The 12,301-nt window shown below is 41.5% G+C and carries 12 protein-coding genes; 9 read left to right on the forward strand and 3 right to left on the reverse strand.

All coding sequences use genetic code 11. From position 1 onward, the window contains the following. Positions 1-46: 46 nt before the first annotated feature. The gene (locus tag ASE42_RS03305) at positions 47-1,840 is read left to right on the forward strand and encodes a M3 family oligoendopeptidase (protein WP_025093973.1); all 1,794 of its coding nucleotides are present in this window, start codon (positions 47-49) and stop codon (positions 1,838-1,840) included. Between the two features lie 212 nt (positions 1,841-2,052). Here the strand turns inward: ASE42_RS03305 and ASE42_RS03310 are convergent, their stop codons facing one another. After that, positions 2,053-2,787: an alpha/beta family hydrolase gene (locus ASE42_RS03310; RefSeq protein ID WP_056765674.1), complete on the reverse strand. Its 735-nt coding sequence runs from the start codon at positions 2,785-2,787 to the stop codon at positions 2,053-2,055. A 189-nt stretch (positions 2,788-2,976) separates the two neighbouring features. On the opposite strand from ASE42_RS03310, the gene ASE42_RS03315 reads away from it, so the two are divergent. From ASE42_RS03315 to ASE42_RS03335, 5 genes are all read left to right on the forward strand, one after another. Further along, complete coding sequence (locus ASE42_RS03315) at positions 2,977-3,825, forward strand: YitT family protein (protein ID WP_056765676.1); 849 nt, start codon at positions 2,977-2,979, stop codon at positions 3,823-3,825. A gap of 48 nt (positions 3,826-3,873) precedes the next feature. Further along, a complete protein-coding gene (cccB, locus tag ASE42_RS03320; RefSeq protein WP_024423602.1) occupies positions 3,874-4,203 on the forward strand; it encodes a cytochrome c551 in 330 nt (109 codons plus the stop codon). A gap of 392 nt (positions 4,204-4,595) precedes the next feature. Then, positions 4,596-5,282, forward strand: coding sequence for a cell division ATP-binding protein FtsE (gene ftsE / locus ASE42_RS03325; protein ID WP_024423601.1), 687 nt, complete (start codon positions 4,596-4,598; stop codon positions 5,280-5,282). Further along, positions 5,275-6,165, forward strand: a complete 891-nt coding sequence (ftsX, locus tag ASE42_RS03330) for a permease-like cell division protein FtsX (RefSeq protein ID WP_024423600.1) — start codon at positions 5,275-5,277, stop codon at positions 6,163-6,165. Before ftsE ends, ftsX begins: the two co-directional genes overlap by 8 nt. Positions 6,166-6,276: 111 nt before the next feature. Then, positions 6,277-7,539 (forward strand): murein hydrolase activator EnvC family protein, encoded by a 1,263-nt coding sequence (locus ASE42_RS03335; RefSeq protein ID WP_034623763.1) that lies wholly within the window; start codon positions 6,277-6,279, stop codon positions 7,537-7,539. Between the two features lie 49 nt (positions 7,540-7,588). On the opposite strand, the gene ASE42_RS03340 is transcribed toward ASE42_RS03335, so the two are convergent. Then, the gene (locus ASE42_RS03340; protein ID WP_024423598.1) at positions 7,589-8,329 is read right to left on the reverse strand and encodes a sulfite exporter TauE/SafE family protein; all 741 of its coding nucleotides are present in this window, start codon (positions 8,327-8,329) and stop codon (positions 7,589-7,591) included. 153 nt (positions 8,330-8,482) lie between these two features. Between ASE42_RS03340 and ASE42_RS03345 the strand changes: the two genes are divergently transcribed. From ASE42_RS03345 to ASE42_RS03355, 3 genes are all read left to right on the forward strand, one after another. Beyond that, the gene (locus ASE42_RS03345) at positions 8,483-9,931 is read left to right on the forward strand and encodes a S41 family peptidase (protein WP_056765677.1); all 1,449 of its coding nucleotides are present in this window, start codon (positions 8,483-8,485) and stop codon (positions 9,929-9,931) included. Positions 9,932-10,275: 344 nt separating this feature from the next. Then, positions 10,276-10,629, forward strand: a complete 354-nt coding sequence (locus tag ASE42_RS03350; protein WP_007500014.1) for a swarming motility protein SwrAA — start codon at positions 10,276-10,278, stop codon at positions 10,627-10,629. A 68-nt stretch (positions 10,630-10,697) separates the two neighbouring features. Further along, complete coding sequence (locus tag ASE42_RS03355; RefSeq protein ID WP_056765680.1) at positions 10,698-11,885, forward strand: PDZ domain-containing protein; 1,188 nt, start codon at positions 10,698-10,700, stop codon at positions 11,883-11,885. A gap of 9 nt (positions 11,886-11,894) precedes the next feature. On the opposite strand, the gene ASE42_RS03360 is transcribed toward ASE42_RS03355, so the two are convergent. Continuing rightward, the gene (locus ASE42_RS03360) at positions 11,895-12,260 is read right to left on the reverse strand and encodes a winged helix-turn-helix transcriptional regulator (protein ID WP_041115582.1); all 366 of its coding nucleotides are present in this window, start codon (positions 12,258-12,260) and stop codon (positions 11,895-11,897) included. Positions 12,261-12,301 lie beyond the last annotated feature (41 nt).

A 12,301-nucleotide genomic window follows, 5' to 3' on the forward strand; every position in this document is an offset into this window, starting at 1 on the left:
CTATATCCTTTGTATGATGAAATTAGCAAATAAAGGGGGAAATATTTTGGGATTAACACCATTGCAAGAAACGTGGGATTTAGATACCTTTTTTAAAGGAGGCAGTTCTTCACCAGAATTTAAGACATACCTGCAAAATATTCAGCAGCTATTAGATGAATTACGACAAAAGGTGAATGCCTTTTCAAAAGAAGATACACACATTGAAAGCAAATTAACGTCTGTCCTTGACACGTATGAAACTACATATAAAAAATTATCTCAAGCAGGTTCATTTGTAACCTGCCTCCAAGCTCAAAATACGAAGGATATGAAAGCAGGCAGCCTTCGAGGTACGATTGCCAAGCTGGAAGCTGATTTAGGAACCATCCTTGCACTGTTTGATCAAGCGCTTGCTGCTATCCCAGCAAACAAGTGGGAAGAACTGATGAATTCAACCGCCTTTTCAGATGTCCGCTACATATTAAATGAGCGGAGAGACCGTGTGAAGGATCAATTACCTGTTGAACAAGAAACGCTGATTCAAAAGCTGGCTGTAGATGGGTACCATGCGTGGGATGAGCTTTATTCCAGCTTAGTGAATAAAATTACCATTCCGTTTGAACAGCATGGAGAAACACAGATGATCTCTGTAGGCCAAGCAGAAAATGCGATGGATGATTCAGATCGTGAAGTCAGAAAGGCTGTTTACCACAACCTAGAGCATGCATGGACGCAGGATGAACATTTATTTGCTAGTACGCTCAATCACCTTGCTGGCTTTCGTTTGCAAGTGTATGAAGCAAGAGGCTGGGAGCACATTTTAAAAGAGCCGCTTGAAATTTGCCGTATGAAACAAGAAACCCTTGATGCAATGTGGTCTGTGATTGATGAACATAAGCAGCCATTCATTGATTATTTACACCGAAAAGCTGACATGCTTGGAGTTGATAAGCTGAGCTGGTTCGATGTTGGGGCTCCTATCGGGAGTGAGACCAAAATCTATCCTTATCAAGAAGCAGCTGCTTTTATTGTGAAACATTTCGCTGGATTTGGAGAAGAGCTCGCTGCTTTTACAGAAAAAGCCTTTAATGAACGCTGGGTAGAAGCTGAGGATCGTCCAAACAAACGGGTAGGCGGCTTTTGTACAAATTTCCCTGACAGCGGAGAATCACGTATTTTTATGACTTTCTCAGGAAGTCCATCCAATGTGGCGACACTAGCACATGAGCTTGGTCATTCGTTCCATCAGGAAGTGATGCAGGATGTTCGCATTCTGAATCGCAAATACGCAATGAATGTAGCTGAAACAGCGTCGACCTTTGCAGAAATGATTGTAGCTGATGCTTCATTAAAAGAAGCGGCAAATGAAGAGGAGCGTCTCAGCCTGTTAGAGGATAAGCTGCAGCGCAGTGTAGCATTCTTCATGAACATTCAATCTCGTTTCTTATTTGAACAGCGCTTTTATGAAGAGCGTAAAAAAGGAGAAGTGCCGGCTGATCGGTTGAATGAATTGATGGTCGAAGCGCAGAAGGAAGCGTTCGGTGACTCATTAGATGAATACCATCCGCATTTCTGGGCGTCTAAGCTGCATTTTCATATCACGAATGTTCCATTTTATAATTTCCCATACACCTTTGGATACATGTTCTCGTTAGGAATTTATGCAAAAGCATTGCAGGCTGGTACATCGTTTGAGGAGAAATACATTGCATTATTAAAAGATACTGCTTCAATGACAGTAGAAGATTTAGCCAAAAAGCATCTAGGTGTTGATCTTACTCAAAAAGCATTTTGGGAAGAAGCCATTCGTTTGGCTGTAGCAGATGCTGAAGAATTTTTAGAAGTGACGAAAAGATAATAATAAAAGCTCCCATTACGGGAGCTTTCAGACTGTTGACAAAGGGCTAAAATGATCTTTATTTTAGCTCTTTGTCTTCTTTTCAGCGTGATAGAAAACCTTTGAAGTCTAGGAAAGACGAGCATTGGCGCGGAGCGAATTGAACATTCGTGAGCACCAACGCGCAGGACTGACAAAGAATGCGAGGGTTTGTCTACACGCTGAAGCTCCCGTTATGGGAGCTTTTTTGCTGGCTTCAGCCAGTCAAGCATTGTCTGGATGAGATCATTTTGCTGCGACAGGGCTGGAATGTCCGCTGGCTGATCCCCTTTTTGTTTGCCATACATGCCAAACTGCGCATGATTCCCGCCTTTTATTTCATGATAAACAGTTTGAGACGGCAGATTTGCTTTCGATTTCTTGATTTTCTCTTGTGTGGCCAGCCCATCCTTTTCACCTGAAATAGAAAGGACTTTCAATGAAGATTGTTTCAGGTCATCTGATGCTGGATAAGATGCTAGGAAAAAGAGTCCATCGAGCTTGCTCTGATTTTTTTCTGCAAACATAGCGGCAGCTGCCCCGCCAAGTGAATGTCCGCCAATATACCAGTGTTTGATCGTTTGGTGATCTTTGATGATGTCCTGCGCTTTGTTTGGATTGAAAATCGCAAAGGAAAATGGCATGTCAGGGATAAAGACAGAGTAGCCTTTTTTCATCAGCGTATCCCCGATATAGGCATACGCAAGTGGTTCCACCTTTGCCCCAGGATAGAGAATGATGCCAGTATCACTTTTTGTTGCTTCAAATGTATAAACATTGTTTTTATGTTCCACTTGCTCAATGTTGACCTGTTTTTTTAATGCTTCTGATGGTCCATATGTAAAGCGGCTCCATGTATAGAAAGCACCAAAAGCTAAGATGATCAGTGCAAGTAATGTCATACCTGTTATCTTCAGTATTTTCTTCATCGCATGCCCCTTCTTTCTCATGTACATATTAAATATACCATCATTTACTCCTATGCCAACCGGCAAGTGCGCTGATCCGTCTGTGTGATAAAGTATTAATCCATTAGCACTGCATTTGGCTGTTATTTACAATCGTTTTAAGAGGGCTTAAAATAGGTGTGCATTCAGAAGTAACGGAGGAAGAAAGACATGAAGCAGAGACATTCACAATTTTGGATCGAAGTGAAAAATTATTTGTTCATTTTAATCGGATCAGCCATCGTGGCGATTGGATTTAATACGTTATTATTACCGAATCAGATCGCAGCAGGCGGTGTGAGCGGTATTAGTACCATCATGCAGTCATTCGGCTTTGAAGCGGCGTATGTGCAATGGGGGCTCAATATTCCACTGTTTATCGCTGGCTTTTATTTATTAGGCGGTACATTTGGAGTGAAAACACTCGTTGGCTCGATTTTTTTACCTTTCATGGTGTTTGTCACAAGACATATTGCACCTGTCACACACGAAGCACTGCTGGCGGCTATTTTTGGCGGTGTGGTCATTGGGATCGGAATAGGGCTCGTGTTCCTTGGGAATGGATCAACGGGTGGAACGGCACTCGCTGCTAAAATCATCAATAAGTACACAGGACTCACGCTAGGCACCTGTTTAGCGATGATGGATGGCTTGATTGTTCTGGCTGCGATGACGGTCTTTGGAATTGAAGAGGGGCTGTACGCGGTCATTGGTGTGTTTATTTCTAGTAAAACGATCGATGTGGTACAGGCTGGCTTCAGTCATTCAAAAATGGCAATGATCATTACAGGGCATGAAGATGAGGTCAGACAGGCGGTTTTTGATCAAATTGACCGCGGTGTGACAAAGATCTCAGCAGTCGGAGGATATACCGATCATGACCGCCCGATTTTGATGTGTGTCGTTGGGCAGTCACAATTCACAAAGTTGAAACAAGTGGTGAAAGCAATCGATGCATCAGCATTTGTCATCGTGATGGATGCAAAAGAGGTGCTTGGTGAGGGTTTTAAAAGGGCTTAAACAAGGATATAATAGCGTTGACCAAATGATTGTAAGGGAGGGAAATAGATGAAAAAAAGCGGATTAACGATGCTATTTGCAGCGATGCTTCTTGTTCTCGCGGCTTGTGGAGGAAATTCAAGCAGCAGTGACAAAGAAGGCAGCAAAAGTGCTTCATCTGTGAGCAGTGGTGAGGAGATCTATCAGCAAAACTGTATTGGCTGTCATGGGAAAGACCTATCTGGCGGAGGCGGACCAAGCCTGAAAGAAGTAGGGAAGAAATATAATGAAAGCCAAATCGCAGATATTGCGCAAAACGGTAAAGGCTCTATGCCAAGCGGTATGGTAGATGAGAAGCAAGCAAAAGAAGTAGCAAAATGGCTTGCAGAGAAAAAATAAAACCTTTGAAACCTTTGTCTAATCGACAAGGTTTTTTTGTTTTTTTATATGTAGAAAAAGACTTTTAGATAGTATGAAAACGCATTATATTAAATTTTATTTAAAAAATAAGGGTATAAAGGCACGTTTTTCGGTTTTGATTGTTCTATTTACCTTTTATTTATAAGTTTTGAAATATAAATGTAATACCATTGCGTCGATTCATGACGTATAATTGGAGTTGTTGAAATTTAGACGATTCAATTTTTTCATCTTTTTGGATGAAAAGGACATAAATTGTTAGTAAGTATCGAAGGGTATGTGCGTGACCATACATAACGTTTTTTGACGAGAAGTGTCAAAACATCATGATAAGCTGTTAGTCAGCGAATAAGAAAAGATTAGGTGATTACATGATTCAAATGAAGGAAGTCTACAAGATCTATCCTAATGGCGTAAAGGCGATCAATGGAATCAATGTCTCTATCCATCCAGGAGAGTTTGTGTATGTTGTTGGTCCCAGTGGTGCTGGTAAATCCACTTTCATCAAAATGATGTATCGTGAAGAGAAGCCAACCAAAGGGCAAATCTTAATTAATAACAAAGATTTAGGATCAATGAAGGAAAAAGAAATTCCTTACGTAAGAAGAGAAATTGGCGTAGTATTCCAAGATTTCAAGCTGCTTCCAACTCTTACTGTGTTTGAGAACGTAGCATTTGCTCTTGAAGTGATTGGTGAACAGCCTCATATCATTAAGAAAAAAGTGCTTGATGTTCTCGATCTGGTTCAGCTAAAGCACAGAGCGCGTCAATTTCCTGACCAGTTGTCCGGCGGTGAACAGCAGCGTGTGTCTATTGCCCGCTCGATTGTCAATAGCCCTGAGGTCGTCATTGCAGATGAGCCGACAGGAAACCTTGATCCAGACACTTCTTGGGAAATCATGAAGACGCTCGAAGAGATTAATAACCGCGGGACAACAGTGGTTATGGCGACACACAACAAAGAAATTGTAAACACCATGAAGAAACGCGTCATTGCAATCGAAGATGGAATGATTGTACGTGACGAAGCAAGAGGGGAGTACGGAATTTATGATTAAAACTCTCTCGCGGCATTTACGTGAGAGCTTCCGTTCACTTGGAAGAAACACGTGGATGACATTTGCATCAATTAGTGCGGTTACTGTCACATTGATTTTAGTTGGGGTTTTCCTTGTGATTATGCTCAACTTGAATAACATGGCATCGAACGCTGAAAAAGAAGTAGAAGTAAAAGTATTAATCGAATTAACGGCGAATCAAAAGCAGCAGGATGAATTAAAAGCAGAAATTGAAAAGATTCCTGAAATCAGTGATGTGAAGTACTCATCTAAGGATGACGAACTGAAAGCACTGATTAAAAGCTTTGGAGAAAATGGACAATCCATGGGGCTTGTTGATCAAGAAAATCCATTAAACGATGCGTTTATTGTGAAAACAACAGATCCCCACGATACACCAAAAGTAGCGAAGAAATTAGAAAAACTAAAGGGTACATATAAAGTAACCTATGGAAAAGAAGAGGTCAGCCGACTCTTTAATGTAGTCGGAGTAGCGCGTAATGTCGGTATTGTGCTCATTATCGGGCTGTTATTTACAGCTATGTTCTTAATCTCCAATACGATCAAAATTACGATTTTTGCTAGACGTAAAGAAATTGAGATTATGAAGCTGGTAGGTGCAACGAACTGGTTTATCCGCTGGCCATTCTTCATTGAAGGATTATTGCTTGGTGTATTTGGTTCCATTATACCAATTGCCCTATTGCTTGGCACGTATCAATATGCAGTAGGCTGGGTCGCACCGAGAGTACAAGGCTCATTTATTTCAATGCTTCCATACAACCCGTTTGTCTATCAAGTATCACTGATCCTGCTAGTGATCGGTGCAATCATTGGTGTATGGGGAAGCTTAACGTCTATCCGTAAATTCTTAAAAGTATAAATATATTTTGATGGCAGCATTCGAGGATTCTATAGAAGATGTGACCGGTTGATCTGATTCATCCGGTCGGCTCTTCATGTCGACAAGTTGTCATGGGAGGGGAATATCGTTTTGAAAAGAAAGCTGATGATGGCTGGAATGGCAGCGTTTATTGGAACAACGTGGCTATACATTCCAGGGAACGAGAATCGTGCATTCGCATACGAAGACCTAGATCAAAAACGTCAACAAATCGAAGAGAAAACATCGAAGACTGAATCAAGCTTGAAGAAGAAGAAGTCAGAGCTAGCAAAGCTTGAAAAGAAAGAATCAAAGCTCAAGAAAGAAATTGAACAAATTGACCAAAAGGTAAGTACTGCAACTGAAAAAGTCGCTGAAAAAGAGAAAGAAGTTAAAAAAACGAAGCAAGAGATCAAGAAGCTAAAAAAAGACATTCAAGTCATCAATGAGCGAATTGAAAAAAGAAAAGCCATTTTCAAAGACCGAATTCGTTCAATGCAAAAAAGCGGCGGTACGATCAACTATTTAGATGTGCTGCTAGGTGCTCGCAGCTTTAGTGATTTTGTCGGTCGTGTTGGGGCTGTCACAACGATTGTCGAAGCAGACAAAGACATGATTACAGAACATGAAAATGATTTAAAGCTGGTGGAGCAAAAAGAAGCAGAGCTAAATAATCAGCTAAGCGGACTTGAAACATCTCTGAAAGAGCTAGAAGCACTGAAAAAAGATTTATCTAAGAAGCACAAAGAAAAAGAACACATTTTAGGTGATGTGACAGATAAAAAAAATCATGCACATGATGAACTAGGCAAGCTTGAGAATGAACAAGAAATCCTTGCGAATCAAAAAGCGGCAGTGAAATCTGAGGAAGCACACCGACAAAAGGAAGAAGCGGAGAAAGCAAAACAAGCAGCTGAAAAAAATGCACCTGCACCTCACAGCGGCGGCTCAGATCAAGTATCTGATACACCAGCAAGCAGCTCAGGCTTTATTAAACCAGCTGCAGGGCGTTTCTCATCTGGTTTTGGCGGACGTTCTGGCGGAAACCACTTCGGATTAGATATTGCAGCAAAGGGCACAGTTCCTGTCTATGCAGCAGCATCTGGAACCGTCACAAACTCAAGCTACTCATCGAGCTATGGAAATGTTGTGTTCATTACGCACAATATCAATGGACAGACGTATCAAACTGTATATGCCCATCTGTCTACAAGAAGTGTGTCAACAGGACAGAGAGTCGAACAAGGACAATTCCTTGGCTATATGGGAAATACCGGCCAATCGCATGGTCAGCACCTTCATTTTGAAATTCATAAAGGATTATGGAATGGCGCAAAATCAAATGCAGTCAATCCAGCGCAATATATCCGCTAATCAAAAAGCCGATAACATGATGTTATCGGCTTTTTTGGTCTAGATAGAATTAAAACAGCAGCAGTAATCCGGCAATAATAGGTGTTAACAGAACAGCTGATTTCAATAAGAGCTTCGGTGCAAGGCGTGTAAATTTCGCGCCGATAAATGCGCCTAATACGGTTCCAATTAATATTTGAATCAGCAAGATGAAATCAACATAGCCCTCTGAAATATACCCAATTCCACCGCCGATGGAAATCGGAATAATGACAAGCATGGTCGTGCCAACGGCTTGCCGAATCGACAGCTTCAGTAAAATCAAAAGCCCTACTTGAATAAATGGTGCAGACCCGATACCAAACATGCCTGACAGCATCCCAGATACAAGGCCTAAAATAATGCCTCTTGTCATCAGCTGACGTGAAGAAAGCGGCTGCTGTTCAGCCTCTTCATTAAGAACAAATAGTTTGATCATCATAAAAACAGCGGATAAAAAAAGCATTCCTGCTGTTAAATAGTGCAGACTCTCTTCTGGAATAAAAGGAGCAACCTTAGCCCCAGCAAAAGAAGCGATACAAGCAAGAGCCCCGACAATCAAACCAGATTTCAGCTGAATGTTCCCTTCCCGGTAGTGGCTGTATGCACCTGATAGTGTCGTAAATGCCATAGCGGCTAATGACGTCCCGAGTGCGGTATGGATAGGGATATCAAAAATTAATGTAAGCAATGCGATGACAAATCCCGCCCCGCCTGCTCCTACAAAACCTAATAAAATTCCTAATAAAAGCATCGTCAAGATAATATACATAGCGAAGACTCCTTCTCAATCATAACAAAATAAAAATTACACCTAATAAAATGATTCGTCAAGCCTTCAAGGGAGAATGTCTTTACATGAAATCCCTTCTTCTGGCATATAATAACTCAGGTCATCAGGAAGAGTTGAAGAAGGAGGCCAAATATGAAAAAACAAATCGCATCTATTATGGCAAGTGTCGTTCTCTTAATAAGTGCAGGTGTGATGACGCATAAAGAGGGAACTCATGCGGAGTCACCGCAAGCAGCCGCTGCAATGGCTGGACAAGCTCAATCAAGTGATAAGGCGAAAGAGAATGGGATGGAAAAGATCGAGAAAGCCTATGACCTTATTTCAAATGAATATGTAGAGGAAGTGGATCGGCAAAAGCTGCTTGAAGGCGCGATCCAAGGAATGCTATCGACGTTAAACGATCCGTATTCAGTATACATGGACAAGCAGACCGCAAAGCAATTTTCTGATTCGCTTGATTCTTCCTTTGAGGGGATTGGGGCAGAAGTGGGGATGGATGAAGGAAAGATCATTATCGTCTCCGCCTTTAAAAAATCCCCTGCGGCAAAAGCAGGTCTAAAGCCAAAAGATGAGGTCGTCAGCATTGACGGTGAGCCGATGAAAGAAAAAAGCTTAAACGATGCTGTACTGAAAATAAGAGGAAAAAAAGGGACGTCTGTCGCCTTAACAATCAAACGAAACGGGATTGAAAAAGAGCTGACGTTCCATATCAAACGAGAAGAAATCCCGCTTGAAACAGTGACTTCCTCTGTAAAAGAGGTCAATGGTCATAAAACAGGCTATATTGCGATCTCCAGCTTCTCTGAAGATACGGCGAAGGATTTCACGTCAAGCCTGAAACAGCTCGAGAAAAAGGGCATAGAAGGCCTTGTACTGGATGTGAGAGGAAACCCTGGCGGCTATCTGCAAAGTGTGGAAGATATTTTGAAACATTTTATTACGAAGGATCAGCCCTATATTCAAATCGCAGAACGGAATGGCGATCGGAAACGATATTTTTCAAAACTGAAAGAACAAAAGCCTTACCCAGTCAACGTCTTAATTGATAAAGGCAGTGCTTCCGCTTCGGAAATACTTGCTGGAGCCATGAAAGAAGCTGGAAAGTATGAAGTTGTCGGTGATGTCTCCTTTGGAAAAGGAACTGTGCAGCAGGCGGTTCCGATGGGAGATGGAAGTAATATTAAATTAACGCTGTATAAATGGCTCACGCCAAAAGGCAATTGGATTCACAAAAAAGGCGTCGTACCGACAATTGCGATTCATCAGCCGGATTACTTTACCGCAGGTCCGCTTCAGCTGAAAGAACCACTTCAGCTTGATATGAACAATGAAGAAGTAAGACAAGCGCAGACGCTGTTAAAGGGATTGTCATTTGACCCTGGCAGAGTAGATGGATACTTTGATGAAGAAACGAAAAAGGCCGTACTTGCCTTCCAAAGCACATACAATCTCGATAAATCAGGTGTCATTGATTTAAAAACAGCAGAAATGATGAACAAAATGGTGGATGAAGTGAAATCTTACGAAAAAAATGACCTTCAATTACAGACTGCACTAAAAGCACTATATCTTAAAAAATAAAGAGGCGAATAATAGCCTCTTTTTTTTGGTTCATAAGTGTCATGAACATGTAATAATTTATGATTAAAAATAAATTATATCGAGAAATATATTCATTTATTTTACAAAAAACATAACATTCCTTCAATTTTACCCGATAACATATGTATATAAGAGACTTTCTGTTGATTTAAACATGTCATGAAAATGAAACTTTTGAAAGTTGTATGTTACATAAATAATTCTTACAATAAAAAGTAGCACTCATTTTAAATATTTTATTTTTTGCGGATATTCAGCTTGAGCATTAAGCTGTACCGAGGTTTGCGCTTTTCTTAAAAGAACTAGTAAATGGGGGTACACAATTGAAAAGGGCAAGTATTGTGAGAGAGAAAAAATATTACGAGTTGGTAGAGGAACTTAAGAGTCGTACGAAAGATGTGACGTTTTCCGCTACAAAGGCATTAAGTCTGCTCATGCTGTTAAGCAGGTACTTGGTCAATTACACAACGGTAGAATCAGTCGACGAAATCGATGAAGACTGTGCTGAGATATACTTCAATTATTTAATGGATAATCATAAGAGACTTGGTATAAACTTAACCGACATCAAGAGGTCGATGCAGCTGCTCGGCGGCATACTAGATGTAGATGTCAATCACTACTTAAAAGATTTTTCACTGTCGAATGTCACACTTTGGATGAATCAGGAGAAATAAACCTGATGTCAAGCATCGATTTATTTGATAGAATAAGAGAAAATGCTTGACTTGGGCGGTGAACGATAATGAGCTCGGAGTGGATGGGAGCCGGATTAAAAGCGGTCGGTCTGTTTTTAATCCATCCTCTTTTTTATTTCATGATATTAATCAGCCTATTGCATGGCTACATCCGCGTAAAGCGGGAGAGAAAAGCGTTTCAAACAAGAATAGAAGATGTATACGATGAACTTAAATTTACATATTCAAAGGGATGGATTCTAGGGATTTGCCTATCCGTTATTTCAGTAGGCTTAGGGATTGCCCTCCCCCCTGGATTCATCGTGCTGATTGCAGCGATGACCATCGTTTTCTCTTTATTCTTTAAGGCGAGTGCGCTTTCGTCTGCATACACACTCGGTTTCAGTTTTATTGCGGCACTTGGACTGATGCATTTCCAAGTGAGTCATTCTTGGCTGCCGCAGTTCTCAATGATGAATGCATCAGCCGTTGTCATTCTGCTAGGACTTCTATTAATGACCGAGGGGATTCTAGCCTATCGAACGGCGCATTTACGTACATCGCCTGCTATGGTGATGAGTGCGAGAGGACTTTTAATTGGTCAGCAGCGGGCAAACCGTCTGTGGCTTTTACCGCTTGTTTTGCTGATGCCGGCAGGTGAATTCACTTCTTCTCTGCCATGGTGGCCGGTGCTTCAAGTGCATGATCAAAGCTTTTCATTTATTTTGATTCCATATATCATCGGATTTGGTCAGAGAATTCAAGGCTCACTGCCAATTGTTAGTATTCAAATTACAGCGCGGCGTATTCTTATGCTCGGACTCGCTGTCGCCTTATTAGGTGCTGCAAGTATTTGGTTTCAACCGATTGCTTGGGGAGCTGTATTGATTGCGGTGATAGGAAGAGCCTTTCTCTCATGGAAGCAGAGGGTCAATGACAATGCTGCCCCGTTCTACTTCTCTAAGCGTAATCAAGGGCTGATGGTGCTGGGGATTATTCCGAATACACCAGCGGCTGATTTAAAGCTTGAGATCGGAGAAGTCATCACAAAAGTGAATGGAATTGAAGTCAAAACCGTTTCGGAATTTTATGAAGCCCTTCAAACCAATCGTGCTCTAACAAAGCTCGAGATTATTGGCTTAAATGGTCAGACAAGATTTGAGAAACGTGCTTCTTACGAAGGGGAGCATCATCAGCTTGGCATCCTGTTTGTGAAGGATGATCCACAGCAAGAACCAACGGCAATTTCATCTTAAAAAAAGCTGCTAGAGATGGCAGCTTTTTTCTTTTGGACGCGCTTCTTTCCCGTAGGATTCGCCCCATTCACGCATGGCGAAGATGATAGGCTTTAATGTATTTCCGAGAGAAGTGAGGGAATATTCGACACGAGGGGGGACCTCCTCATAGACTTCTCTATGGACAACGCCGTCTTGTTCAAGCTCACGCAATTGCAGTGTGAGGACACGCTGAGAAATTCTTGGCAGCAGCCGGCGCAATTCATTGTAGCGTTTTGGTCCGCAAGTCAAATGATAAAGGATCACTCCTTTCCATTTCCCTCCGATGATACTTGTCGTCACTGAAACGGGACAGCCATGATTGACAATACTGACTGGGTTGGATGGTGCACTCATCTTAACACGCCTTTCTAAGATAAATTTGGTGATACACGAAC

This window comes from Bacillus sp. Root920 (assembly GCF_001429445.1).
Lineage (GTDB): Bacteria > Bacillota > Bacilli > Bacillales > Bacillaceae > Bacillus > Bacillus safensis.